24 protein-coding genes and 1 tRNA gene are annotated in these 24395 nt (G+C 68.2%); 15 read left to right on the top strand and 10 right to left on the bottom strand.

The window, feature by feature from the left end:
- Nucleotides 1-237: 237 nt before the first annotated feature.
- Nucleotides 238-1095: a DUF2637 domain-containing protein gene (locus tag LIV37_RS24420; protein ID WP_020869765.1), complete on the bottom strand. Its 858-nt coding sequence runs from the start codon at nucleotides 1093-1095 to the stop codon at nucleotides 238-240.
- Between the two features lie 259 nt (nucleotides 1096-1354).
- The gene (locus LIV37_RS24415) at nucleotides 1355-2833 is read right to left on the bottom strand and encodes a DnaB-like helicase N-terminal domain-containing protein (RefSeq protein ID WP_020869764.1); all 1479 of its coding nucleotides are present in this window, start codon (nucleotides 2831-2833) and stop codon (nucleotides 1355-1357) included.
- Between the two features lie 352 nt (nucleotides 2834-3185).
- Between LIV37_RS24415 and LIV37_RS24410 the strand changes: the two genes are divergently transcribed.
- From LIV37_RS24410 to LIV37_RS24395, 4 genes are all read left to right on the top strand, one after another.
- On the top strand, nucleotides 3186-3704 hold the full coding sequence (locus LIV37_RS24410; RefSeq protein ID WP_020869763.1) for a helix-turn-helix domain-containing protein: 519 nt from the start codon (nucleotides 3186-3188) through the stop codon (nucleotides 3702-3704).
- Nucleotides 3705-3858: 154 nt separating this feature from the next.
- Nucleotides 3859-4077: a helix-turn-helix domain-containing protein gene (locus tag LIV37_RS24405; protein WP_020869762.1), complete on the top strand. Its 219-nt coding sequence runs from the start codon at nucleotides 3859-3861 to the stop codon at nucleotides 4075-4077.
- Nucleotides 4077-5228: a tyrosine-type recombinase/integrase gene (locus LIV37_RS24400; RefSeq protein ID WP_020869761.1), complete on the top strand. Its 1152-nt coding sequence runs from the start codon at nucleotides 4077-4079 to the stop codon at nucleotides 5226-5228. The genes LIV37_RS24405 and LIV37_RS24400 overlap by 1 nt, the downstream gene beginning before the upstream one ends.
- A 314-nt stretch (nucleotides 5229-5542) precedes the next feature.
- Nucleotides 5543-6004, top strand: a complete 462-nt coding sequence (locus LIV37_RS24395) for an ANTAR domain-containing protein (RefSeq protein ID WP_020869760.1) — start codon at nucleotides 5543-5545, stop codon at nucleotides 6002-6004.
- Between the two features lie 222 nt (nucleotides 6005-6226).
- On the opposite strand, the gene LIV37_RS24390 is transcribed toward LIV37_RS24395, so the two are convergent.
- Both LIV37_RS24390 and LIV37_RS24385 read right to left on the bottom strand, forming a co-directional pair.
- Nucleotides 6227-6388 (bottom strand): hypothetical protein, encoded by a 162-nt coding sequence (locus LIV37_RS24390; RefSeq protein WP_020869759.1) that lies wholly within the window; start codon nucleotides 6386-6388, stop codon nucleotides 6227-6229.
- Between the two features lie 112 nt (nucleotides 6389-6500).
- Nucleotides 6501-6719: a hypothetical protein gene (locus LIV37_RS24385; RefSeq protein WP_020869758.1), complete on the bottom strand. Its 219-nt coding sequence runs from the start codon at nucleotides 6717-6719 to the stop codon at nucleotides 6501-6503.
- 844 nt (nucleotides 6720-7563) lie between these two features.
- Here LIV37_RS24385 and LIV37_RS53045 point away from each other — a divergent pair.
- On the top strand, nucleotides 7564-8016 hold the full coding sequence (locus LIV37_RS53045) for a hypothetical protein (RefSeq protein ID WP_020869755.1): 453 nt from the start codon (nucleotides 7564-7566) through the stop codon (nucleotides 8014-8016).
- Between the two features lie 196 nt (nucleotides 8017-8212).
- Here the strand turns inward: LIV37_RS53045 and LIV37_RS24375 are convergent, their stop codons facing one another.
- A complete protein-coding gene (locus LIV37_RS24375; protein ID WP_020869754.1) occupies nucleotides 8213-9655 on the bottom strand; it encodes an NF041680 family putative transposase in 1443 nt (480 codons plus the stop codon).
- A gap of 198 nt (nucleotides 9656-9853) precedes the next feature.
- Between LIV37_RS24375 and LIV37_RS24370 the strand changes: the two genes are divergently transcribed.
- Complete coding sequence (locus tag LIV37_RS24370) at nucleotides 9854-10195, top strand: STAS domain-containing protein (RefSeq protein WP_158634889.1); 342 nt, start codon at nucleotides 9854-9856, stop codon at nucleotides 10193-10195.
- 619 nt (nucleotides 10196-10814) lie between these two features.
- Here LIV37_RS24370 and LIV37_RS24365 read toward each other — a convergent pair.
- Nucleotides 10815-10888 (bottom strand) — tRNA-Gly (locus LIV37_RS24365).
- 598 nt (nucleotides 10889-11486) lie between these two features.
- Here LIV37_RS24365 and dcd point away from each other — a divergent pair.
- The 3 genes from dcd (at nucleotide 11487) to LIV37_RS24350 (ending at nucleotide 13486) form a co-directional block, all read left to right on the top strand.
- Complete coding sequence (gene dcd, locus LIV37_RS24360; RefSeq protein WP_020869751.1) at nucleotides 11487-12062, top strand: dCTP deaminase; 576 nt, start codon at nucleotides 11487-11489, stop codon at nucleotides 12060-12062.
- A 5-nt stretch (nucleotides 12063-12067) separates the two neighbouring features.
- A complete protein-coding gene (locus LIV37_RS24355; RefSeq protein ID WP_185057987.1) occupies nucleotides 12068-12577 on the top strand; it encodes a phosphoribosyltransferase in 510 nt (169 codons plus the stop codon).
- A 249-nt stretch (nucleotides 12578-12826) separates the two neighbouring features.
- Nucleotides 12827-13486, top strand: coding sequence for an HAD family hydrolase (locus tag LIV37_RS24350; RefSeq protein ID WP_121825301.1), 660 nt, complete (start codon nucleotides 12827-12829; stop codon nucleotides 13484-13486).
- Here the strand turns inward: LIV37_RS24350 and LIV37_RS52645 are convergent.
- Nucleotides 13467-14750 (bottom strand): helix-turn-helix domain-containing protein, encoded by a 1284-nt coding sequence (locus LIV37_RS52645; protein ID WP_121824567.1) that lies wholly within the window; start codon nucleotides 14748-14750, stop codon nucleotides 13467-13469. The genes LIV37_RS24350 and LIV37_RS52645 overlap by 20 nt on opposite strands.
- A 205-nt stretch (nucleotides 14751-14955) precedes the next feature.
- Here LIV37_RS52645 and LIV37_RS24340 point away from each other — a divergent pair, with 205 nt between their 5' ends.
- On the top strand, nucleotides 14956-15327 hold the full coding sequence (locus LIV37_RS24340; protein ID WP_020869747.1) for a DUF6415 family natural product biosynthesis protein: 372 nt from the start codon (nucleotides 14956-14958) through the stop codon (nucleotides 15325-15327).
- 1267 nt (nucleotides 15328-16594) lie between these two features.
- Here the strand turns inward: LIV37_RS24340 and LIV37_RS24335 are convergent.
- Nucleotides 16595-17005, bottom strand: a complete 411-nt coding sequence (locus LIV37_RS24335; protein ID WP_020869746.1) for a winged helix-turn-helix domain-containing protein — start codon at nucleotides 17003-17005, stop codon at nucleotides 16595-16597.
- Between the two features lie 183 nt (nucleotides 17006-17188).
- On the opposite strand from LIV37_RS24335, the gene LIV37_RS24330 reads away from it, so the two are divergent.
- The 5 genes from LIV37_RS24330 to LIV37_RS24310 all read left to right on the top strand — a co-directional run bounded on the left by LIV37_RS24330 (nucleotide 17189) and on the right by LIV37_RS24310 (nucleotide 21450).
- Complete coding sequence (locus LIV37_RS24330; protein WP_014053770.1) at nucleotides 17189-17527, top strand: SCO3933 family regulatory protein; 339 nt, start codon at nucleotides 17189-17191, stop codon at nucleotides 17525-17527.
- On the top strand, nucleotides 17524-17730 hold the full coding sequence (locus tag LIV37_RS24325) for a hypothetical protein (RefSeq protein ID WP_020869744.1): 207 nt from the start codon (nucleotides 17524-17526) through the stop codon (nucleotides 17728-17730). Before LIV37_RS24330 ends, LIV37_RS24325 begins: the two co-directional genes overlap by 4 nt.
- Nucleotides 17727-19118 carry an FtsK/SpoIIIE domain-containing protein gene (locus LIV37_RS24320; RefSeq protein WP_020869743.1) on the top strand — a complete coding sequence of 464 codons (1392 nt, stop codon included), beginning with the start codon at nucleotides 17727-17729 and terminating at the stop codon, nucleotides 19116-19118. Before LIV37_RS24325 ends, LIV37_RS24320 begins: the two co-directional genes overlap by 4 nt.
- A gap of 54 nt (nucleotides 19119-19172) precedes the next feature.
- Complete coding sequence (locus tag LIV37_RS24315; protein ID WP_020869742.1) at nucleotides 19173-19865, top strand: DUF2637 domain-containing protein; 693 nt, start codon at nucleotides 19173-19175, stop codon at nucleotides 19863-19865.
- 133 nt (nucleotides 19866-19998) lie between these two features.
- Nucleotides 19999-21450, top strand: coding sequence for a replication initiator (locus LIV37_RS24310; protein ID WP_020869741.1), 1452 nt, complete (start codon nucleotides 19999-20001; stop codon nucleotides 21448-21450).
- 199 nt (nucleotides 21451-21649) lie between these two features.
- Here LIV37_RS24310 and LIV37_RS24305 read toward each other — a convergent pair whose 3' ends face one another.
- Nucleotides 21650-23083 (bottom strand): recombinase family protein, encoded by a 1434-nt coding sequence (locus LIV37_RS24305; RefSeq protein ID WP_020869740.1) that lies wholly within the window; start codon nucleotides 23081-23083, stop codon nucleotides 21650-21652.
- Nucleotides 23084-23347: 264 nt separating this feature from the next.
- A complete protein-coding gene (locus LIV37_RS24300; RefSeq protein ID WP_020869739.1) occupies nucleotides 23348-24304 on the bottom strand; it encodes a Yip1 family protein in 957 nt (318 codons plus the stop codon).
- Nucleotides 24305-24395: the final 91 nt, after the last annotated feature.

Below are 24395 nucleotides of genomic sequence, written 5' to 3'. Positions count from 1 at the left end.
CCGTGAGGATTTCGGGATGTGAGGATGGCTGGCGAGGCGAGAAATCGGGCCGGTGCCCGTGGTTCGTGGACGATGCCCGGAATCGATCCGCGTCCTGTCCGTCGGGCGGTCAGTGGTTCGGTCGGGCCCCGTCCTGGATTGGCTTGCGCCTGGGGACCCGCCTCGCTGCTACGGGTCTCCGGTTTCCGGGTCGCTCTGGCGGCTTCAGGGACTGGCCCCTGAAGCTGTCTCGGTCTCCTACTCTTCTGCGGTGACGCCATTGACCTGCGAAGACTTCCGGTCAGTCGGCGAATGCGGTACCGGTCGGTCCGGTGTGCTGGGGTTGCGTAGGGCGTTCATGACCTGCGTCAGCCGGTTCTGGCTGATGCGGTGACCGGCGGCGCGGATGGTCTGGCGGACGGTTTCGCGGGTGGGCTTTTCGTCCGCAGTGAATAGCGGACGCGCGAGGTCGACCATTTCGTTCAGGTCGGCGGTGGTCGGTCGGCCGACGCGGCGCGGGTGGCTGGTCCCTCCGTGACCCCCGCGGTCTTCGTTCCGGTGCTTGCCTTGGCCGTCGTCCGCGCTGGGGCCGGGAAAGGTGCCCGGCGTGCGCGGTGTCGGTTGCGGGTTCGGCTGCCAGTGGTTGTCCGGTGGCTCCTGGGGGATGTGGCGGGCGATGAGGATGTGGAGATGTACGGCTCCGGCGAGTGCCAGCGGGGCGAGGGTGGACAGGACGCCGACGGTGGTATCGCCGAGGTGGAGACCGCCAGGCGGGGCTTGCTGATTGAGACGTATGGCGTGCAGGGCGTTGGCCCAGACGCTGGCGGTGGTTGCTGTGCCGAAGAGCGTCCATATGTATAGGCGGGCGGAGAAGGGTGCGGCGCGCAGGACGAGCAGGGCCCGGACGCCGTAGGCGATGAACCCATCGATCACGAACGGGAAGAGGTAGGTCAGGAGTCCGCGGATGTGGATTGCGGTGGCCACCTGCTGCAGGGCGTCGTAGGAGAGAGCGCATCCGGCGGTGCCGAGGGTGGTGATCGCGGCGCGGTCCCAGCGGCTCGGGCGGTTGGCGGTGGGCTGGAGGCCGATGGGGGCGGTGGTGGTGTGGGTGGTCACCAGGCGAGTGCTCCGTGAGGTGGTTCAGGGGTGTTTCTGGAGGGGGCACGGTCCTTCACGGTGGGGGCGTACACGCGAGCCCCCTTCTAAAGGGGGGCTCGCGCGTGAACGCTCAGCGCGTGTACGGCGTGTACGGTGCCGTGATCGTTTGACCTGCGGTTTTGTCGCGAGCGTGACCGGTGTGAGCGATTTTCGCGGCTGTGCCCGGGCAAGGGTGCGTGAACGCTTCCGTGAACGGTCGCTTCGCTTCGTGGCGGGGTCAGGAGACGGCGGTGATGTGGCGCGCGGAGGCGTGGTAGCGGGCCTGCTGCCCGCCTCCCGTGCCGCCTGCGATGCCCTCGGCCTTGGTGGCGAGACCGGTCCTGACCATGCTGTCCAGGGCCCGTCGTGCCTTCTCGACGGCGGCCCGGCCGGGGTTGATCTCGCCCGTCTGGGCAGCGGCCAGGTCACGGACGCTGAGACCGCCGGGGGCGGCGCGCAGGATGGTGATCGGGTCCAGCGCGGGGTCCAGGGCGGTGGTGCCGCGTGCGTGATCGTGGATCAGGTGCAGCGGGCCGATCTCGCCGGTGGGCGTCTTGAGGTGGTGGAGGGTGACGGCGGGGTCACCGGCCTCTCCGGTGATGAACAGGACACTGCCCGCGCCGGAGGTGATCCAGGTGGAGCCGTAGACGCGGTCCAGAGCGGGGCGGGTGTCGCGCGGAGTACCGTCCTGGGCTTTGCGCTGGTGGTGCAGCTCCATGATCTCGACGCCATTGCGGATGGCGCGCATGCGGGCGTTGTGGAAGGCGACGGCGAGGGCGTCGTCGACGAGGGTGCTGACCGCGTCCTTCAGGCTGTCGATCACGATCGTGTCGGCCTGGTGGGCGGCAGCGAGGTCGGCGAGGAGATCGGGCTCCTTGTCGAGGGTGGCGGGCAGGGGGCCCTGCCACACAGCGAGCCGTTCGCGCAGGATCGCTGCGTCGGCCACGCTGACGCGCCGGGCCATGGCTTTGGCGATCTGCATGGGGCGGTCCATGGCCAGGTAGAGCACCCGTTTGCTGGGAGCCACCGGCATGTCCAGGACGGTGTCCTCCAGGCCCAAGCGCGCGAGGATCACCTGGTGGGCAAGAGTCGTCTTGCCGACGCCTGGGGCTCCGACGATCATCAGGCTTTCGCCGGAGGCCCAAGCGCTCTTCTCGCGCGTGCCCCACAGAGGCTCCCTGTCCGCCCCGGTTTCGCTGACGAACCGCCATCCGTCGATGAGGTAGCGCGAGAGACGTCCGCAGTCGGAGGCCAGGGCCCGCTCGCGTTCGGCTCGTATCTCCGTCTCGACGCCGGAGCGGATCTCGTCGGGGTCGGCTCCTGGTTCCAGGGAACGCTGCACGGTGCGTATGCCCTGCTCGCGCAGACGACGCAGGCTGGCCTTGGACCGGATGATCTCCGCGTAGTAGGCGGCGCTGCCGACCGAGGGCGGGGCACCGTAGAGCTGGTGCACGTACGCCACTCCACCGACCCTGTTGATGTCGCCTTGACGGCGCAGGAGGTCGCTCACGGCGATCGGGTCGGTTGGCTTGTCCTCGCCGCGCTGGGCGAGGATGGCTCGCCAGATCGTCCCGTGGGCGGGCCGGTAGAAGTCGCCGTCGTCCAGCATCTGCCGTATCTCGTCGATCACGGTGTCGCCGTGCATGCAGGCGCCGAGAACGGCCTGCTCGGCGTCCGTGTCATGCGGAGGCTGCGCCGTTTCGTCGTGTGGCGGCATGTGGCTCGCCGCCTCAGAGGATGGCGTGGCGGGATAGGCGTTTGCCATACTTGGGTGGAGCTCCTCTGCTTGCGGGCCACATGGGACGGCAATCCCGGCCTCGCAGGTTGATCGCTAGGGATGGCGGTTGAGAGGTTCGCGCTTTGGCCCCTGGCGTCGCATCGTCGGGGGCTTTCGCGTGCGCGGTGCAGGCGGCTGGCGGTCTCCTACGGTCTGGTGCGGGGCGGTGCTACCACTATGCCATACGAATTGCGGATCGCAGAAGTGTCTTGCGTCTCGCAGAAGCCATGTTAAGGTTGATGTGTTCTGCAAATGGCAGGACACTGCTACCAGTGGAAGGGGGTGGGTCATCGTGGGCGACGACGCCGCGCAAGGGGTCCTGCTCAGCGGAGAGGAGAACGTCGCTGTACGGATCAGGCTCGAACGCGAAGCGCGCGGCTGGAGCACCAACGCCCTGTCCGATCGCCTCAACGAGGCCGGCTTCGAGATGAACCCGTCCGCGGTCTGGCGCATCGAGAACCGCAAGCGCCGCATCAACCTCGACGAGGCCATCGGATTCGCGGAGGTCTTCGGCCTCGAACTGCGCAACTTCGTCGGGCCCCCGCAACTCGCCGCCAAGGCACGCGCCATGGAACTGATCGATGCCGTGGCCGATACCTTCCGCGAGAGCCAGCGCGCCAACGCCGAGCACGCGCGCGCACGCGATGCCCTCGACGCCTACCTCGCCAAGCACCCCGACATCCGCGAGGAAGCGGAAGTCATGGTGTCCAACGCCATCGCCCAGGCCAGCGCCAGCCATCTCATGGAGACCTACGGTCCCCCGGCCCACGAACACGAAGCCGAGCAGGACGACTCCGCTCCTCAGTCCTAGCCTCGGCTCCCATCACAACCGCCATCCCCTCACGATCGACCGAACCGGCAGGCCGGTGTTGCCGCACCCACGCCTGCCACGAGAGGACTCACTCCCCTTGCGCCGACACGCAATACCCCATGCCTCCCAGCAGACCGCGCGCACCGGAGCGGAGGTGAACACATCTGACCGCCTGCTCACCGTGGAAGAGACAGCCGAGCGGCTCGGCACCGGCGTGCGCTTCGTTCGGCGGCTCATCGCCGAGCGACGTATCCGCTACGTCAAGATGGGCAAGCCCGTCCGCATCCCCGAGAGCGTTCTGGCCGAATACATCGAGGCCCACACCGTCGCATCCCGCCGCGACATGCGCTCGCGCTACCGGAGGGCGGCCTGATGGCGGGACGCAAGCCGCAGCGGCGGCGCGAATTCGGCACGGTGCGCCAACTGCCTTCGGGCCGCTGGCAGGCCCGGTACTGGGCGCCGGACGGGTCCCGGCGGAAGGCGCCGGAGACCTTCGCCACCAAGACCGACGCGCAGACCTGGCTCACGCTGACCCAGGCCGACATCGAACGCAACCACTGGGTCGATCCGGACGTCGGAGCCGTGAACTTCGAGGCGTACGCGCTGACGTGGGTGGAGGAGCGTGGCCTCTCCGCCACCACGGATGAGCTGTACCGCAGGCTCCTGCGGCTGCACATCCTGCCCGCCTTCGGCGACATGGACCTGGACGAGATCACGCCACCTGGTGTCCGGAGCTGGCGAGCCGAGCGGCTCACGGCGACGGGGACGACGACGGTCGCCAAGTCCTACCGGCTGCTCAAGGCCATCATGGAGACCGCGGCCGACGACGAGCTGATCCGCCGCAACCCCTGCCGGATCAAGGGCGCCGGCACCGAGAAGGCCAAGGAACGGCCGACCGCAACCGTCGAACAGGTCGACGCGCTCGCCGACGCAGTGGGACCGCGGTGGCGGCTGATGGTGTACTTCGGCGCCTACGGCCCCATGCGCCCGGAGGAGCAGGCTGCTCTCCGACGGCCAGATGTCACGCTCGACCCTCTCGCCGTGCGGGTACGGGAAGCGGCGCCTGAGCTGACCACCGGCCGCCGGGCCGAGGGCGACACGAAGTCGGACGCCGGTGTGCGCACCATCTACCTACCCGGCTTCCTCTATATCGAGGTGAAGCGCCACCTCGACTGGTTCGCCGAGAAGGAGCTCAACGGCCTGCTGTTCGTTGGCGAGAAGGGTGCCCCGTTCCGGCGCTCCTCCTTCGGCCGCAAGTGGCGCAGGGCCCGTGCCAAAGTCGGGCTCCCGGAGGACTTCCGCTTCTACGATCTCCGCCACACCGGCCACACCCTCTCCACCCAGTCCGGGGCCACGCTCAAGGACACCATGGTCCGGGCCGGGCAGTCGTCGGAGAAGGCCGCGCTGATCTATCAGCACTCCGACGAGGGGCGCCAGCAGGAGGTCGCGGAGGGCATCGACGCGCGGGTGCGTGCGGCGCGTGGCAAGGCCCTTTCCCAGCCACCGCAGGCGCGGGAAGCCTGAAGGCAGCGGGCCATTCAAGGCCGGCTGGCCCCAGGCGTGTCGCTGGGGTTCGCGAACGGCTACCGAGCGCGGTTTGACCTGGTGGGTGGGTGGTACGCGCCGGAGTACCGCGAATGTGACGTCCTTTCGCGTAGGCGCCGACGGTTTGGGTAACAGCCGTCGGCGCCGCTTGGTTTAAGCAACGCCTAAGGGCGGGGTTGCTGCGGGGCAGGCGAGGGGTCCAGTCTCGTACAGGGGGAGGGCCTTCGAAGCGGGCTTCGCTTCACTGGGAACCTTCGAGGAGAAGGGAACCGCCGCCATAGGCATGACCGCCGATGAGCACTGTGCAGCACCGGGACCGCACCGAGGGAATCAAAGCCGACCGGCTGGCGGAGGAGGCTGCCCAGCTCCGGCAGGCGATGGAGACCCGGCCAGTCATCGACCAGGCCCGTGGCATGGTGATGGCCCTGTGCCCATGCCCTGCTGATGCCGCATGGGAGATCCTGGTCGAAGTCTCCCAGAACACCAACATCAAGCTCCGCGACATCGCAGCCCATCTGGTGGCCACCACTGAGCACCAGCCTCTCCCCAAGGGCCTGGAGAGGGCTCTGGCGGTCGCGTTCCGCCACCACCGCCCCAGCCCGGGCGGTTGGTCACCGGGGCTGGTTGACGGGCGGACTGCTGGTCGCGGCCGAGGCCGCCCAGCTCGTCGCGGCCCGCAGCCCCACTGCCCGGCCCATGACGGCTCCACTCACGCGAAGGGGGCTGAAAAGCAAGCAGGGGTGCACGGTGAGTGACCGTTCACCCGCTCGCATGTGTCACTCGAACAGACCCGGGCCCCAGATGTGCGCGCGGTGCCGTGGCCCCGGGCTACAGGTGGAGAGAAGAGTCGCAATCACGACACTGGCCGTGTCCCGCTTGGTGTACATGGGCGGCGCACCGGATCCAAGGGTTAGGAGTCGTTATGCCGTTCAACCCGTTGGAGCAGCGGGGGATTCTGCTGGGCCCGAGCCGCCTGATCAGCCCGCCGGTTCCGGGCCCTGGCCCTTCCCGAACCGCTGGAGCCAGCGGAGAGCACCCAGGTTCTGCCACAACACCCCGAGCTTGATCTGGTCCTGAGTGAGTCCGGTCTCCTCGGCCACCAAGTCCACCGCGGTGGATTTGAATCGCTCCTCAGGCACCTCAGGACTTCCGTTCGCGCATCCGTCACTGCGGCTGTTTGTCGAACGGCGCCTCTTCGTCGTCCTCATTGGTTCCTGTCGCTGAGATCCGCTGGCGGGTTCACCTCGTCGTTCATCGATGGCGACATGCGGCGATCGCCAGGGGGACAAGTACGGCCAGGAGTCCGACCCCCACACCCACCGGGGCCGTGAGAGAGGGATGCCGATACAGCACGTACACCGTGGCCGTGCAGACCAAGAGCACCACCACCACGCTGAGCACCACCACCGTCACCAAAAGGTGTTGCGGCGATTCGCCCTGGGACGGCCGTGACTGCTGATTGGTTGTCATCTGGGTTGTCCTCCGGTTGTCAGATGCTCCCCCGCCTCACCCGGCGTGCCGTGCGCCGGGAAGGGTGGTGAATCGTCGGTCTGGGTCAGAGAGTCGGCTCGTGGAGTCGTGGAGTCGGTCATGGCAAGCGCCCCGCGGAGGCCGCATGTCTTCTCCTGTGTGATGCGCCTTCAGCTGGATCGCGTCGGCGTTGCCTCGAGCGCCTGATGGGCCGGGCCAGTACCAGGCGAAAGGAGCGCGCGCCCTTGCGGTAGGGCCCGGACAGCGCCTGGTACACCTGCTCCTGATGGCGGATATACGGAAGCAGACGCTCCGTCTTGGGAAGGTCTCCCAGGGCGTCGGCGACCCGGTCCGCCTGTTCGCGCGGCAGCTCCGGTCCGCGGCGACGCAGTAGCTCGATGCTCTCCTCGCGCTCGAAGACGTCCACTTCGACGGTGCGGGCGGCGCGCGACCACTGGGCGTTCCTCGAGGTGACCAGGATCCGGCCGGGCCCGCCCGCGGGAAGAGTGGCCGGACCGTCTCCAGCTCCTCGGCGTTGTCGAAGACCAGCAGCCAGTTGCGGCACGGGCGTCCGGAGCGCAGCGCGTCGAGCACGCTGGGCACGGCCGTGTTGGCCTCCATGCCCGCGTGCAGCCCGAGCCGGTCCGCGAGCTGGACCAGCGCCTGGCGGATCTGCTCGGGGCGCTCGGCCGGGATCCACCACACCGCGTCGTAGTCGGCGGCGTGCTGGTGGACGTACTCCAAGGACGATCTGTGACTTGCCCACCCCGCCCAGCCGCTCCTGAAGGCGGATGTAGGGCAGCAGGCGCTCCGTCCTGGGGAGGTCCCTCACGGAGCCCGAGGGGTGGTTGAGCAGATCCCGCAGCATCAGCAGCGGTTTCCAGCGGCGGCCCAGCCGGTCCAGGACGCTGCCGAGGATGTACAGCGACTCGTCCCGCATCCCGGCGGACAGCTGCAGTTCGCGCACCCCGTCGTGGAACTCGTAGCCGATGCCCGTCTCGTCCAGCGGGTCGGCGGTCCCCACCTCGCGCAGCAACCCGCCCAGCAGCACCTCGGGAGCGCCCCCGGCAGCAGCGCCATCGTGTCCTCGCCGCGCGCCGACGGGCGGGCCACCAGCCGCGCCCAGTTGGCCATCCACCGCGCGTCCAGCTCCAGCACCGGGACCGGCGGTGCGCCGCCCGGCCAGGACCCGCCGTCCGCCCGCCGCCAGCTGCCGTTGGGGGCGCCCGGTTCGGGGATCCCGCACCCGCACCCGCTCCGGCGCCACCCCGGTGTGGTGTCAGCGGCCCTGCCGTAAGACGTGCAGCACCGCGACCGACGCCTGCCGCGCCCAGCCGGCCAGCGTTTGAATCGCTCTCCTCAGCTGCCTCAGGACTTCCGTTTGTGCATCCGTCACTGTGACTGTTTGGCGAACGGCATCTCTTCGCCATCCTCATTGGTTCCTGCCGCTGACCTGCCCCTTCGGGATCAGAAACACGTACTTAACTTGTTCCTTAACATCGGCCATTACGCAGAGCGACGAGGGTCTCGGGTCGTTTGACGGTCTTGCCCACGTCGTAGCGGGTTGCGGGGTGCCGGTTCTTCGAACCAGGTCGTCGTCCTGGCCCCGGCCGGGTGGGTTTGGGCGCACGGGCCGGACTGCCGAGGTGGGGGCGGATGTTCCTGAACCCGCGCCGGACGCGGGTCGGGGTGAGCGCGGTGCCGGTGCGGGTGGTCTTCTCCCAGGGCTTGCGCCGGTCGGCTGCCAGCGGCAGCGCGAGGCGGAGCTGGGTGTGCGCGGCGAGCACCAGCCACGTCCACCGGTCCGCCGCCTGTGGGTCACGCAGCCGGGGGCGGGTCCAGCCCAGGGACTGCTTGAACAGGCGGAAGGTGTGTTCAAGGTCGAATCTGCGCAGGTAGCACGACCAGGCGAAGTCGACGTCGTCCGGGGTCGCGCCGGTCGCGGAGGACCACAGCCAGACCGGCGGCGCGTCGCGGTCGCCGGGCAGGTGGTCGACCTTGAGGCGGATCAACGTGCCCTCGATCAGGGGGAGTTCGCCGTCCAGGTCGATCCAGGCCGAGCGGTGGGTGAGCCGGGGGTGGAGCCGGTCCCAGGCGCGGGCCTCGGCCTTGCCGTAGCGGGGCGTGTCGTTGAGGGTCACTGCTGTCGGCTCCGGCCAGGTCTCCGGCTTCGCCAGGCGGAACTCCGCTCCGTGCTTGGGCGGCCTGCCGCCCTGGGGGTCGTAGACACGCGGCGGCGCCGGCAGTCGCAGGACGCGATCGGAACGAAGGCGCCCGACCACCTCGACGGGAAGGTCGCTCAGTACCCAGGCCAGGCGCATCACGTCGTAGCCCGCGTCCATCACGACCAGGATGTTCCGGTCGCCGTCCTGCCACTGGCCGGCCGTGACCAGGCGCTCGACCACGGCCCGCAGCTGGTCGGCGGTGACGGCCGCGGCGTCGTCGGTGGGCCCGAGCCGGACCGCGTCCAGGACCTGGGTCCACGACGTGCGGTCCGGGGTGAGCGCGGCGACGAACGAGTACGGCCAGCCCGGCACCACGTGGTCCGATGAACGGCCGTTGCGGCCGTGGGCCAGGCAGAACAGCCGCTCCGGCGAGCAGGCGGCGTCCGACCGCAGCCACGGCGAGACGTCCACCGTGAGCACGATCCGCCCGTCGAACCGCGGAAGCGGCAAGGAAACCAGCAGGTCACGCAGGGTGTTCGTGTCGAGTCGACCATGGTTCAGAGCGCCGTACAACGAGCCGTAGCCGCGCTGATGCTCGGCGAGCAGGGACAGCTCGACCGGCGTCCGCGTCGGCCCGTCTGCGCACAGCAGCGCGTCGGAAAGCTCGAAGAACGCATCTGCTCGCGCGGACAAGCACCCGTAAAAGGCCGTCCGAAAGCGTGACAGTTCCTCAAGCACGTTCCGTTCGCCGGCCGATGCCAGCACACTCATCCTCACGGCCTTCCTGGTGAACTCCGGGATCTCGTCGCAGAGTTCAGGATCACGAGGAAGGCCGCCCTCATACCCTGCGATCACTCCAAAGAGTGACCACACGGCCGGGCCCGATGTTAAGGAACAAGCTTAAGTCCGTCTATGTTCGGCCATCCGTATCTGATTCTCAGGGGCGCCCGTGGGGTCACGGAGGAGGCCATGGAGAGCTTCGTGAGCGGGTCGTCGGACCCACGGCTGACCATCAAGCCGACGCGCCCTGCCGACGGCGACACCCTGACCCTTGCCGTCGCCGGTGAACTCGACGTGCACAGTGTGAGCGCCCTCTGTGACACCGCAGTCGCCTACGTCGAGTCCGGCGTCCGTCGCCTCTGCCTCGACATGACCGAGGTCACCTTCTGCGACAACGGCAGCCTCTACATGCTCCTCGGGCTCCAGCACGCCCTGCACACCGCCAATGGAGACCTCACCGTCACTGCCATCAGCAATCCCGTCGAACGAGCCCTCACAACCCACGGACTCAACGACCTGCTAAGGCTCTGAGACCGCACCGGAAACCCGCACTCGACTCCGCGTTCTCCTCAGGCCCGCGCGTCGGTTCCCAACCCACAACATTCAAGAATCTGGGAATCCGCGCACTACCGGAGACTGTTCACCGGCTGGAGCGGCCACACGCCGCTGCTCGCATCACTCTCGTACGAGGCTGTCGCCTCTTTCCGGGATACTCCGACCCCGTCAGGGCTTCAAGATCACCCCATGCCCCCTTGGGCTCACCTCGGCGACGCCCCAGAAGGGCGGCCACGAGAGCGGCGGCAACTCCTGACGTGGTAACAGGCCCGCGCGGTCTTCCGTTTGCCGGGCAAGCGGGGCCACCCGCTCTCCCGCGGGTGGCCCCATCTGCCTCTCAGATGCTGACTGCGAAGGCGACACGAGCAACGCACATCGCACTTGCGACTTTGCATGCCTCGACTGTCGCGTGATGCGCGTCACACAAAATCCGTCTCGCCATTCGAGAATGGCATGCCCATGCGGCCACTCGGAGGGGTGTGCTGGGCCTTTTTGGGCGGTTGGATGGGTCAGATGGGGCACGCGGAGGGCATGAAAGCCTCCAAGAGGTCTAGACAACAATGAAGCCCCGGGCCGCTGGCCTGGGGCTTTGTGCTGGAGCGGGTGACGGGAATCGAACCCGCGCTCTGAGCTTGGGAAGCTCATGTTCTACCATTAAACTACACCCGCGAGAGGCGCCTGATCTCTGGCGCCGCATCGTCGGACACTTTACCCCATGGCTGACCCCCGGCGCATTCGTCGTGGGGTCTTCGTGCTGTTCGGGGTCCGGTCGGGGTCGAGGCCGGGGCGAGGCGGGGGTTGGGGTCGGGTGGGGGCAGGGGTGTTTTGAGGGGGAATTGGTGTGGTTTTGGGGTGGATTTTCGGGGGTGTCCGCGGGGTGGAAGCGGCTGTTGGGGTGCGGGAGTTGGGCGTACGGTGGGGGTGCGGAGTGCCGCGTGGAGTGGTGGGTGGTTGATCCCCTAATGTGGCTTTTGTCGTCCACGCCGTCCACGTTTTTGGGGAAGGGACTCATGGAGCGCACCGTCGTCCGTTGTGCTGAGGGGCATGTGTTCAGCACCTCCTCGTTCCCGATGCAGCACCTCACCGTCGATCGCATCGGCCCCGGCCGGTTGCTGCGGTGTCCGCGTTGCGCTCGGCTCCGGCACGCGGTGCCGGTGGGAGCCGATAAGCGGTGAGCGGTAGCTGATGAAGTCGCAGGGTGCGGGCCCGGTCCGGTGGGACCGGGCCTGTGCCTTGGGGGTACCTGTGATGTGCGTATCCTCTTCAGGTGCTTCTCTCAGACAAGGACATCCGGGCCGAGATCGACGCCGGGCGGGTGCGGATTGATCCGTACGATCCGGCGATGGTGCAGCCGTCGAGTATCGATGTAAGGCTGGACCGGTTCTTCCGGGTGTTCGAGAACCACCGCTATCCGCATATCGACCCGGCGGTGGAGCAGCCCGATCTGACGCGGCTGGTGGAGCCTGAGGGTGAGGACGCGTTCATCCTGCACCCGGGGGAGTTCGTACTCGCCTCGACGTACGAGGTCGTGTCGCTGCCGGACGACATCGCCTCGCGGCTCGAGGGGAAGTCGAGTCTGGGGCGGCTGGGGCTGCTGACGCACTCCACGGCGGGGTTCATCGACCCGGGGTTCTCCGGGCATGTCACGCTCGAGCTGTCGAATGTCGCGACGCTGCCGATCAAGCTGTGGCCGGGGATGAAGATCGGGCAGCTGTGCATGTTCCGGCTGACGTCGCCCGCAGAGCATCCTTACGGTTCCGCCCGTTACGGCTCCCGCTATCAGGGGCAGCGCGGGCCGACGCCATCGCGGTCGTTCCAGAGCTTCCACCGGACGAAGGTGTGAGCGGCGTGGGTGAGCAGCGCGAGAACCTTACGTACGAGCGGTTCGGGGTCGCGGTCCGCGAGCTGGCGGAGCAGGTCGCCGGTGACGGCTACGAGCCCGACGTCGTGCTCTCCATAGCCCGCGGCGGGGTCTTCGTGGCGGGCGGGCTGGCCTACGCGCTCGACTGCAAGAACATCCACCTGGTGAACGTGGAGTTCTACACGGGCGTGGGGACCACCCTCGACATGCCCGTGATGCTCGCGCCCGTGCCCAACGCGATCGACTTCTCCGACAAGAAGGTGCTGATCGCCGATGACGTGGCGGACACCGGCAAGACGCTGAAGCTGGTCCGGGACTTCTGCCTCGGCACGGTCGCCGAGGTGCGCAGCGCGGTGATCTACGAGAAGCCGCAGTCGCTGGTGAAGTGCGAGTACGTCTGGCAGCGCACCGATCAGTGGATCAACTTCCCGTGGTCTGTCTTGCCTCCATGTCGTAAGTCTGGCACACCGATCACTCCGTCGCGCGAAGCTCTGTAAAACGCTTCTGACCTGCCGGTTCCCCCTGCTCGGAGCGCAGGGGGACCGGTCTTGCCGTCTGTTCGAGTGATCTTCGAGCGGCTGGACGACGCCTGGCACACGCCCTGGCGCGGGCCTCGGCGGCGCTCCGGGCCGGTGCCTGCGCTGAGCCGCTGGGAGGCATCGTGTGCCGTCGTTGCTGTCACGGTTGCTGTCACTCCCCTTGTCGGCCCCGGCACCAGGCCCCCCGCTTGGCCTACCCTGCTCTTCATGATCCGAGCTGTGGTTTTCGATGTCGGTGAGTGCCTGGTCGACGAGACACGCGAGTACGGCACGTGGGCGGATTGGCTGGGGGTGCCCCGGCATACGTTCGCGGCGATGTTCGGTGCCGTGATCGCTCAGGGTCGGGACTACCGCGAGACGTTCCAGGTGTTCCGTCCCGGCTTTGATCTGTACGAGGAGCGGGGGAAGCGGGCTCAGGCGGGCCAGCCCGAGCACTTCGATGACAGCGATCTGTACGCGGATGTCCGTCCGACGCTGACGGCGCTGCGGGACGCTGGTCTGTGGGTGGGTATCGCGGGCAACCAGACTGTGCGGGCCGGGGGCATACTGCGTTCGCTCGACCTCCCGGCCGATTTCATCGCCACGTCCGATGACTGGGGCGTGTCCAAGCCCGATCCGGCGTTCTTCTCGCATGTGGCGGACGCGGCTCCCTGCCCGGCCGGGGAGATCCTTTACGTGGGTGACCGGCTGGACAACGACATCCGCCCGGCGGACAAGGTGGGCATGAAGACGGCGCTGGTCCGGCGTGGGCCGTGGGCGACGATCCAGTGGGATGAGCCGGATGCCGTCGCGGTGCCGACCTTCCGCGTGCGCAGCCTCGCCGAGCTGCCGGAGCTGGTAGCCAGCCTCAGCGCTGAAGAGCGCTGACGGTCGTTCCCCAGCCGTACATCCGGTCGTCCAGGCTGCGGACGTACGGTTCGTCGCGCCATGCGTGCAGCCGCTTGCGGACGTCGCGTATCCGGTCCATGCCGACGGCGTACCAGGTCACGCTGAGCTGATCGAGCGCTTCGTTGGCCCATCGGCAGGCTTCCTCTGGCCTACCGGCTGCGGCCTCCACGGCCGCCAGGTCGCCGAGGATGATGGTCCGCTGCTTGCCGTCGTCGGCAGGCAGGTTGTCGAGGACGCCCAGCAGCGTGGCCCGAGCCTGGGCCGTGTGCCCGGCTATCAGCTGGGTGTTGCCTTTGAACGCGGCGAGGCGGACGGGGCTGAACCAGTCCATCCACACCGGGCATGGCTCGTCCGTATCGCCTTCGGCCAGTACGCCTTCGGCGTGGGAGATCAGGCGCAGCGCCGTGCGGGTGTCGTTGCACCGCGTCATGCATTCGGCCTCGACGGCGTCAAGCCAAGCCAGCATCATCGCGGGCGCGTTGCCCCTGCGGGCGTAGGCACGGGCAGCAGACATGCGCTCCTCGGCGTCCTCCCTGTGGCTCTCCCAGCCTGGGATGAACGCGGTATGCGCCAGGATCGCCGCTCCCAATAGCGCGTCGTCGGCTTCCCCGGCGGCCTGGAGGCCACGTACAAACGCGTTGTTCGCGGCGTTGGGCTGCTGGAGGTCGAAGAAGTCGATACGTCCGGCCAGAAGGTAGGACTCGGCGAGTGCGGCGGCAAGGGCCGTACGGCAGCGGCCGGACGTCTCACCCATGAGTGCTGTGCCCAGACGTGTGTGCTCCACCACGGTGGCGTGGAGTTGGGAGGGCTGCACGGACCAGTACAGGCGTCGGTGAGCGGCGGTGATCGCGGCGAAGTCACTGCCTACCGTGGCTGGTTGCGTGGCATTGCTCGCGGTGGGAAACGGCCCGGGGACAGGGCCGATCGGGGGCGCTCCCGATGCTGCGACGGGCCGTCGACTGGCGCCCTCCCGCGTTGAACTCGTTCCGTCCCACGGGGCGGTGAAGCCCAGTTCCTCGATGGACTGGCCCAGGAGGTGTGTCAGTACCCGCTGAACGTCGGGCTGCGGCCATGGTGGATTCGCTGACTCCCAGCGGCGGACTTGGCGCACGCTGATCTGCAACGACCGTATGCCGAGCTGAGGAGCGGTGTTACGGATTGCCTCCGCCAACGCTTCCTGAGACGCGTATCCCGCCGCCTGCCGGGCGGCCTTGAGCCGAACGTTTCCCACTGGCCTGGGCACTGGACTTCCTTACGGTTTCGATGGGGCTGGTCAGCTCCGCCAACGGTAGCTTTGAAGGGCCCATTTGGGGACCCTCACCTTTCTGGCCTCGCCACTAGGTCCCATAGGAGTCCTCTTTGAGTCCTCTAAGCGGCCTTCATTGGGACGTCCTGTCACCCCACTATGTCTAAGGCCGGACAGACAGCAAACATGCGGGGTGAAGGCCATGAGCGCGGCGGTGCAACGCGCAGGCGAGCAGCAAGACGAAGTGGACATCGAGGAGATCAAGAGGACGATCGTCAACGCCTTAGTGACGCGGACGGTGCTGCCGCCGTACGAAGAGCTGCGCGACCTGCACAAAGCGTTGCTGGGGCACATTCACACGTTGATGCCGCTGGCAGAGAAGCGGATCGACCGACTGAACCGGGCCACCGTGGCCTGGTACTCGAAGCGCAGCAGGTTGAACACCATCCCGCATGAGGTGCGTCAGGGGCTGGGCTCCGGCTTGCGGTCGGCTGAGTGGCACGTTCGGAGCCTGGGCTACACGTGTCAGTTCCTGCTCAACAACTCCGGTCTCGCCCAGGAAGGCGACGGGTGACCTAGAGACCGGGCGGGAGCTGCTGCCCATGGGAAGGACCCGCAGCTCCCGCCCTCCCTGGGCACGGTGACTGCGCGGCGGACAACGCCCCGTTCGCCTCGTGGATGTCACCCACCACGCCCAGGAGCGGCGGACACTGCCCCGTCCGCCGTCAGCGGTCCGGCTCCCCATGCCCGCGCCCAACAGACGATCCGCGAGGCCGGGAGCCGGACCGCACAGCAGAACAACCGCATACGCAAAACCGGGCTACCCCTCAAAACCCTGGCAGGCCAAGGGGTAGCCCGGTGGGAAGTCCGTGATCAGGACCCCGGTGCCGATGGTACCGGGGTGGTTGTCGTACTCGTCTCGACGCCGCCCATTTCCAGGTGAGTTCAGGCGCAGGAAAGGGATGGTGGCGAGTGCGAGGCAGATGCGAGGTGGCGGGCTCTGTGGTGGCGGTCCCCAGAGCGTTTACGACACGCTGGTCGGCCACCGCGATACGGGTACCGACGCGGAGCGACCACGGCGGCCTGAGCCACTGCGCGGCAGCAGCTGCTCCCCGCCAGCCACAGCCGGGCAGTTCGGTCTGCTCACGCGCCCGTATTCGTGACGGCGGCAGTACGGCGGCCGGCCACATCGGGCCGGGACTGACGATCGGCATACCCCCGGCCGGGCACCCCTCCCCTCCCCGCTGGCCGTTGCTACGCGCACAACGGCGACGTCCGCAGTCGGCGGACGGCTGGCCATGTAAACCGCTCTGCGTAGCCGCCCCTCGGTGGCTGGCAGGTTGGGACCGTGGTCCTGGCCGTGCTGCTGCGTCGGCGCATCTGCTGCGGTCGGCAGGCGCTCCGTGGGAGCTGTTCCAGGTACTCACTGCGCCTGGTGGTGTGCTGGTGCGGGGTGGCGCGCTGAGTGGCACGGGGGCGCCGCTGAGCGGGGCGGAGACAGGAGCGGGCGGCGGCCACGGGCCGCCAGCGCGCGCGGCCCGCGCAAGCGGGCCGCCTTGATCCAGTAAAGAAACTTTGAACAGCACCTCTGTGCTCCTTGGCCTCCGCTCCGGCTGCGCGGATCGGCGAGCAAGAGGCGAGTGTGACCGGGGTCACTGGCTCGGGTGTCCCATCGGGGCCTCGATATCAGGCTTGGGATAGGTGAGAGGGCATCAGTAACGCGAACGGGGTAGCGATGAACAAACAAGAATCGACGGAAATCCGGGCTCGCCTCACCGAACTCGAAGAGCGGATTGCCCGGCTGGAGGAGTTGGCCCGTCGGATCGCTGAGGATCTGGTCGCTAGCTCTTCTTCTGGCGCTCGGTGAAGCTGGCGAGTTGCTGGAAGACTCCCAGTAGATCGTCAACCTTGGCCGTGAGGGCATCTAGGCGTTCGGATAGTTCCAGATACTCGGCGCTGGGCATCCGCCGCCGCCCTTCAGTCTCGCCTGCCCCCGGGGGTTCTTCGGACTCCGGGGGCAGAGGGTCAACAACGAAGTTGCCCCGGCCCGGTGTGGAGTAGATCAGTCCTTCGTCACGCAGGACGCGCAGCGCGGACCGTGCGGTCATGTTCGCGATGTCGTATTTGGCTTCGAGGTCGCGTGAGGACGGGACCCGTTCGCCCGGCTTGATGCGGCCGGAGCGGATTAGCTGGCGGAGTTCGTCGGCGACCAGCCGATAAGGCGGAGTGTGGGTGTCCCTCGGCAGGCTCATAGGCCGAGGGTAGCCCGCTAAGCCCACCCATCGCACTAGAACGCATGTTGCCTCTCCATGAAGCCTCCCGTGCTAGCTGACCCACGCTCATGGTGCGCTATGCGCTTGACGCGCTAGCGCACATGGTGCACTGTTGGTCCCCTGCCGCACCGAGCGGCTACCGACCGAACAGGAGCAAGAAGCATGGCTATGACCCGTATTCGCGTGGGGCTGCTGCCCTCCACTCAGTTCATCGCTGGCACCCTCCCGGTGCCGAAGGTCAAGGACCCCAACACGGGTGAGGTGGCCACCGACCGCGACACCGGGGAGACCCTGCACACCCTGACCGTCTTCCTCATGGAAGAGGGCCGCGCCGAGCAGATGAAGATCACCGTTCCCGAGAGCGGTTTGCCGGGCGGTCTCCAGCCGGGGATGCCGGTGCGGGTGGCGGAGCTGTTCGCCACTCCGTGGGCGCGGCTCTTCAACGGCCAGCTGTCCGATGGGGTGGCTTACCGGGCGGCGGCGCTGGAGCTGGTCAAGTGACTGCCCCGACCGGGCCGGACCCGGCTTATCCGGTGGCGCCGGAGAGCGGGGATGACGACTCGCGGTTCACCAACGGCTTGCTCTTCGACGTGGCCAAGGTGATCGAGTCGCACGGCTACCCCAAGCTCGTATCCGGCCGTGACCTGCTGGAACTGCGGATATCCCTGTACCGATTCCTCTACACGAACAAGGACGTGCTGTGACTGTGCAGGAGGTGTTCGGGTCTGCCCCGGCTGTTGCCGGGGCGGCCCTGGCCCTGATCGGCATATGGGCCCTGTGGTGGCTGGTGCGCTACGTGCGTGCCGACAAGATGACGCGGGCGAGCATGCGGCAGGCGATCGGTGTACGGCGTCGCTGGCGTCGGCTGGCCCCGATGGTCGGGCTGTCGGTGACCGACAAGACCCCTCCGGCCGTGATCGTGGCCCCGGACGGGAAGGTCCCCAAGCCACGGGTCCTGATCCCGAAGATCAGGGTCGCGGCCGACCGGTACGGGGTGCTGGTGCACGCGGTGTGCCTGCCGAAGGTGGGCCTGGCAGAGTTCCAGAAGGCGGCCCCGTACCTGGCTGACGCGTGGCGGTGCACGCGGGTTTCGGTCCTGCCCGACAAGCCGGGACAGCTCGTGATCCGTGGCGTGCGGGTTGATCCGCTGATCGTCCCCACCGAGCACACCCCGACCGGGGTCGTGCCGGAGGATCTGGCGGTGTGGGATCTGGGCCTGGACGAGTACGCGCTGCCGGTGAGCGTCAGCCTGGCCAACGTGCCCGGTGTCACCGTGGCTGGGCTTCCCGGCTTCGGCAAGACGTCCCTGGTCAACCGGTTCATGTGCGATACGGCGCCGTCCGATGCGGTGCAGTACGCGGTGGCCGACGGGAAGGTGACCTCCTCCCATGAGGGCGACTACGCCGACCTGACAGAGCGGATCTTCGCGTTCGTCGGTGACGATCTCGAAGAGGCGAACGCGCTCTTCACGCGGCTGGTGAAGCTGCGGCGGGACCGGTCGGCGTCCATCCGTGCCCTGCTGGGCGTGAAGAACATGTGGCACGTCGGGCCCTCGGCGGCCTGGCCGCTCACCGTGCTCATCGTTGATGAGGCGCACACCTACTTCCGCGACTACAAGGGGTCGGACACGCGGACGAAGAAGCTCGCCGCGCTGGCCGCCGAGAACGCGCGGCTGGTGGAGGACTTGGTGAAGAAGGGCCGTAACGTCGGCATCCTGGTGATCATCGCGACGCAGAAGGCGACCGGGGATGCCATCCCCACCTTTATCCGGGACGTGTGCCCGGTGGGCCTGTCCTTCGCCCAGAAGACCGCCGAAGCGGCCGTGGTCGCGCTGGGGGAGGACATCCGGAACTGGCCGGACGCCAGCCCGACCGCGCTCCAGGATCCGGCCTATGTCGGTGTGGCGGCTATGGCTCACCAGGGGCGTCCCGGCTTCGCCCGCATCCGCACCCCGTATGTGGCCGATGCGGACGCTGCCCGCATCGCCGCCGAGACCGCGCACCTGACCCGCGACCCCGCCGAGCTGCTGGAAGAACTGTCGGTCTCCGCGATGCGGGTGGACGACCCGCTTATCAAGCGGGAGGCGGCCTGACCCGTCCCGTCCCCGGCCCGCTCGTCATCAGACCTGGAAGGAGGTGAATCCTCTATGTCCGAGGACCGGATCACTCAGCGCACGGTGACCGTGGTCATGGGCATCATCGCGGCCCTGGCCTTCGTCTTCTCCTTCGGCAATGTCTGGGCTCTGGCCCTGCGTCTCGGTGTCCCCGGCTCCGTCGCGCCGCTGATCGCGCCGATGGTGGACCTGTCCGTCGTAGGGCTCCTGGTTGCCCTGCGGTATCTGTCCCTGCGTGGCGTCCCGGCCGAGGAGATCAAGGGCGCTACTCGGCTGATGCACGTGTCCGGGCTACTGACCCTGGCCCTCAACGTCGCCGAACCCATCGTCGCCGGACACTACGGCCGGGCCGCCGTGGACGCGGTCGCCCCGCTCCTCCTCCTGGGCTGGGGAGCAGTCGGCCCACAACTCCTACGCCACTTCCAGACCGTCGCCACCACCACCCCGACCCCGACCCTGGCCCCGGCCGCGCCTGACACTCTGGCCGAGAAGGCCCCGGCCCCCGCGCCGGAGCCTGCCCCGGCCCCCGAGCCGGTCTCGGCCCCGGTCGCGCTGAAGCCGGAAACCTCTCCGGCGGTCACGGTGCCCGTGCCGCTGCTGAACGCGGCCCGCACCATCGCCGACACCTACCGGGCCGAACACGGCGAGCCCATCACCCCGGCCCAGCTCCGGACCCGCCTCGGCGTCGCACTGCCGCTGGCCACCGCCACGCACGCCCAGCTCTGACCCCGTGCCGGCCGTCCCGGCAATCCAGAAACCCCCGCCCCGACCGGGCCCGGATTCGTCATGCCCCGAGCAGCACCCGCACCGCTGGCCGAGTGCTGCCCGGGGCCCTCCTCTCCGAAAGGACGCCTCACCCGTGAAAGCCCCTCTGGACCTGCGCCACGTGGCGAGCCTGGCCCTGCGGGACCTCATCCACCTCGCCCACCACCCCGACTTCGACCGCGTCCAAGACCAGATCAACCGAATCCGCGGTTGCACCCGGCCGGTTCAGCTCGTCGGTTCCACCGAGACCCGCGACACAGCAAGCGGCACCGTTGTCCGTGCGTACAGCACCGCTGACGAACCCACTGGGCGGCTGCTGACCGCCTGCGGTAACCGCCGCTCCTCCCGCTGCCCGTCCTGCTCCCGCCTCTACGCCGCCGACACCTACCACCTCATCCGGGCCGGACTCTCCGGCGGTAAAAGCGTGCCGGAGACCGTGCGCACGCACCCGCGCCTCTTCGTCACCCTGACCGCCCCGTCGTTCGGGCCGGTCCACAACCGCCGCACCACCGACGCGGGCGAGAACCTGGCCTGCCGCTGCGGCACCCGCCACCCCGCCGACGCCCCCGCCTTGGGCACCCCGCTGTCCCCGGCCACGTACGACTACACCGGCGCCGTGCTCTGGAACGCCCACGCCGGAGCCCTGTGGGCCCGCTTCACCACCTACCTCCGCCGTGAGCTGGCCGCTCACCTCGGGATGACGCAGAAGGCGCTGAACGCGGCGCTGCGGGTCTCCTTCGCGAAGGTCGCCGAGTACCAGCGGCGCGGCCTGGTCCACTTCCACGCCGTGATCCGCCTCGACGGCCCCGAGGGCAGCAACGAGCCCCCGCCCCGGTGGGCCACCGCTGCTGCCTTGACACAGGCCATCAAGGCGGCAAGGAAACGCGCTGTGCTCACCGTGGCCTCCGACGCCATCGGCGAACGCGAATTCGGTTGGGGCCGTCAACTGCGCGTCGATGAGATCGCGGCCTTGGGCGACGGTGAACTGACCGATCAGAAGGTGGCTGCCTACGTCGCAAAGTACGCCACCAAGAGCGCTGAGGACTCCGGCACGGTTGACCGTTCCCTGCGCTGTCCCCACTGCACCGGACGCGGCTACCAGGTCGGCCCCGACGGCTTCCGCGACCTGTGCGACGAGTGCGAGGGCACTGGCCAGTCCGAGCCCATCGCGGACCTGCCCGTGCACAGCCACGTCCGGCAGATGATCCGTACCGCCTGGAGCCTCGGCCACCTGCCCGAGTTCGCCGAACTCAAGCTCTGGAAGTGGGCCCACATGCTCGGCTTCCGAGGCCACTTCTCCAGCAAATCCCGCCGCTACTCCACCACCCTCGGAGCCCTGCGGGACATCCGCCGCACCTGGCGCACCGAGCAAGCACGCGCCACAGACGACCGGCCCGAGCTGGACGAGGAAAGCACCCTCGTCGTCTCCCACTGGCAATACCTGGCCTCCGGCTACAGCCCGGGTGAAGAACTCCTCGCCGCCCAGGTACGCCACGAGAACGCCCAAGCCGAACGCCTCAAGGCAGAAGGGAAACCCTGGCTGTGACCATCGCTACTGAGTACCCGACGCGGCCTGGGACGGCCTGGGACGACAGCACAGAACGTGAGGCGGCATGGCTGCGCAAGCATCTGGCACGGGCGCCCGAACGTGATGAGGAGTGGATACGGCGTGCCCGTCTGCTCCACGGCAGGACATAGGGACAGAGAACACGAGGGAGCCCCGGCCGAAACCGGGGCTCCTTTGTTCAGCGCCAAACTGGATCGATCAAGTCGGGATCGAACTTCCGCTTGCCCCGGCCTGCGGGGTGGATGACCACAGCAGTGAGACTGTGCAACACGATCTCGCGCTGGCGCTCGATCGGGAGAGCGAAGAACTCCTCTTCAGTCAGATCGCCCGCATTTCCCTTGGCCTCCGCCTGCTTCTGCTCCTTGTAGAAACGGGCCCGCTCCAACTTCAGCGCGTCCCGCTCTTGTTCCTTGGCAGGCAACAGTTGGAGGAGGGTGGACACAGTGATGGCCTTTGCCTTCTCCGCCTCGATGAGCTGGACAATGTCCTGGAGCAAGCCCTCCAGCTCACGTTCCCTGGGCCATCGCGCCTCAACCGGTACGCCTGTGGCGGCTGCCTTCTCGCGCTGCTCCTTGAGCACGAGCCGCGCTATCAGCTTGTCCACGGGGTCGCCGACGCGGCCGACCTTGCCACACCCGCCGTTGACCTTCGAGCACTGATACTTGTACTGCGCAGCCTGGGAGCCGGGCTTCCACTGCTGGTTCACCTGTCCCCGGATCTTGCTCTTGCACAGGCCACAGCGTGCGATGCCCGAGAGCAGGTACCTACGGGCGAGCGATTGTCCAGCCTTCGTCTGCTTGCGCTCGGCGATGGCTGCGCAGACCGCCTCCCACTCCTCAACGGTGTTGATCGGGTCCCACTCGCCCATGACGGGCTGGCCGTCGTCGCCGTGCAGAATCTCACCGTGGTAGGTGCGGTACCTCACCAATCGAGGGTTGGTGAGGATGTGCTCGACGTGGTGGTGGGCCATCCGCTTGGTGCCCTGGCGGGGGTTCCCTAGGCCCTGTTCCTGCCATCGGGTCCGGATGGTGCCGATACGGACCCCGGCGAGAACTTCCTTCTGCGCCTCGCGGATGTGCTTCGCCGCTTCGGGATCGACCTTGTTCCGGTCGTCCTTCAGCCACCCGTAGGGCGCCGGACCGCCGTTGGCCTTTCCTTGCTGGGCCAGCTCAAGGTGCTTGCGCTTGATCCGCCGCGACGTGTCGTGTGACGACTTGTTGGCGAAGGCCACCATGACGCGCGCCATGGTCCGTCCGTCCGCCGTGCCGAGGTTCACGTCATTGGTGACGGTTGCGAACTCCAGTCGCGGGCGCTCGTCGAAGATCTCGATCAGTCGTTCAAGGTCTCGGGGCTGGCGCGCTAGCCGGTCGAGGTCGTACGCCACGACGCCATCGATCAGTCCGGCGCGGAGGTCCTTGAGCATGAGTTCGAACTCGTCGCGCACGACGTTGCGTTTGAACGCGGATACGTCGTTGTCCTCGTAGATCTTCACAGGCTGCCATGTGCGGAGATCCGCCAGCCGCTCGCAGTCGGTACGCTGGCGAGCCACGCCGAGCGCTTCGCCCTCGTCGTCCCGTGAGATGCGGGTGTAGATCCCCACCTTCCGCGCCACGAATGCACGCTCCCCCTGCTCTGACCTGCGTCGACGGTGCAGGAAGAGATTACTACCATCATTCAGTTCACTTGCCCTGGAGCGTCGAACCGCCCGTCGTGCGGCGGGAGGGGCAAGTGCGGGACGCCTGACACCGGCGGCGATGACGCGTGGATGTGGATGAGGGGCCCGCCGGTGCGGGCCCCTTGGTCATGCGGGCTGTGGTGTGGGCCTTACAGCGGTCCCGGCTTTACAACGGTCCCCGCTTCACGGCGGTCCCGGCCTTCACAGCGTTCCCAGCTTCAGCAGGCTCAGCAGCGCGATCAGCTGGATCGCCGACGCGCCCAGCGCCTTCTGCCACGGCAGGTCGTGCGACTTGCTCACCATCGAGGTGAAGAGCGCGCCCGCCGCCAGCCAGGTCACCCAGCCCAGCACCTTCACCAGCGAGCTGTCCCCGCCCAGGAAGAGCGCGAACACCAGCCTCGGCGCGTCCGTGATCGACATGATCAGCATCGACAGGCCGATGGTCGGTGCCCAGGTGCCGTCGCCGCCCAGCTGGCGGGCGAGGGTGTGGGTGACGGCGCCCAGGATCACTCCACTGATCAGCATGGCGACGCCCGCGGTGAGCACCCACGGGATGCTGTTGGACATGGGGGCGTTGAGGACGTCCTTACGGGCGTCATCGAAGCTGAAGACCGCCAGCAGACCGTAGACGAAGGTCACGATCAGCGCCGGGCCCCACACCGCGTAGTCCCGCATCTGCCAGAAGGTGGCCGACGGGCGCAGCACGATGCCGCTCAGCAGCTGCTGCCAGTGCAGCCGGGGGCCGGCGGGCGGGGCCGTGGAGGAGCCTGTGCGGTACGTCTGCCCGCCGTAGCCGTCGTCGTACGAACCGGGGCCCTGGCCGTACGGGTCGTACGCGTCGGGCGCCTCGCCGATGCTGAACTGCTGTGTATGGCCCGAGTTGTTGTCGGCGTGCGTGCCGCCGCCCTGTCCGTACGGTCTCTGCCCCTGGCCATAGCCTCCGGGGCCGGGGCCCTGCCCGGGCCCGGGGCCGTAGTGCGGGTCCTGGCCGCCGAAATACTCCGGCTCTCCCTGTGAGGAGGGCTGCTGCCACTGCGGCTGCTGCTGACCGCCATACGGCTCGTTCTGTCCGTACGGCGGCTGCGGCGGCCGCTGCCGCTGCCCTTGTTGCGCGGAGTGGGAGTCCCGTCCGCGTCCGATCCTGAATCCAGCCACCATTCGAACGTACCCGGTCGTAGCGGGCCGGGTGCGGGAGCTGTGTGAGCGGACCAGGCATTGCGGCCGAGCTGTGACATCCCTTAGGGGGTCC

This window comes from Streptomyces rapamycinicus NRRL 5491 (assembly GCF_024298965.1).
GTDB lineage: Bacteria > Actinomycetota > Actinomycetes > Streptomycetales > Streptomycetaceae > Streptomyces > Streptomyces rapamycinicus.
Note: the sequence above shows the minus strand (reverse complement) of the source record. Positions and strands in the feature narration are given on the sequence as shown.

Coding starts and splice junctions, on each gene's coding strand:
- LIV37_RS24415 (WP_020869764.1), bottom strand. CDS start 2,833: ATGCCGCCACACGACGAAACGGCGCAGCCTCCGCATGACACGGACGCC.
- LIV37_RS24400 (WP_020869761.1), top strand. CDS start 4,077: ATGGCGGGACGCAAGCCGCAGCGGCGGCGCGAATTCGGCACGGTGCGC.
- LIV37_RS24395 (WP_020869760.1), top strand. CDS start 5,543: ATGAGCACTGTGCAGCACCGGGACCGCACCGAGGGAATCAAAGCCGAC.
- LIV37_RS24385 (WP_020869758.1), bottom strand. CDS start 6,719: ATGACAACCAATCAGCAGTCACGGCCGTCCCAGGGCGAATCGCCGCAA.
- LIV37_RS24375 (WP_020869754.1), bottom strand. CDS start 9,655: ATGAGTGTGCTGGCATCGGCCGGCGAACGGAACGTGCTTGAGGAACTG.
- LIV37_RS24370 (WP_158634889.1), top strand. CDS start 9,854: ATGGAGAGCTTCGTGAGCGGGTCGTCGGACCCACGGCTGACCATCAAG.
- LIV37_RS24350 (WP_121825301.1), top strand. CDS start 12,827: ATGATCCGAGCTGTGGTTTTCGATGTCGGTGAGTGCCTGGTCGACGAG.
- LIV37_RS24340 (WP_020869747.1), top strand. CDS start 14,956: ATGAGCGCGGCGGTGCAACGCGCAGGCGAGCAGCAAGACGAAGTGGAC.
- LIV37_RS24335 (WP_020869746.1), bottom strand. CDS start 17,005: ATGAGCCTGCCGAGGGACACCCACACTCCGCCTTATCGGCTGGTCGCC.
- LIV37_RS24330 (WP_014053770.1), top strand. CDS start 17,189: ATGGCTATGACCCGTATTCGCGTGGGGCTGCTGCCCTCCACTCAGTTC.
- LIV37_RS24315 (WP_020869742.1), top strand. CDS start 19,173: ATGTCCGAGGACCGGATCACTCAGCGCACGGTGACCGTGGTCATGGGC.
- LIV37_RS24300 (WP_020869739.1), bottom strand. CDS start 24,304: ATGGTGGCTGGATTCAGGATCGGACGCGGACGGGACTCCCACTCCGCG.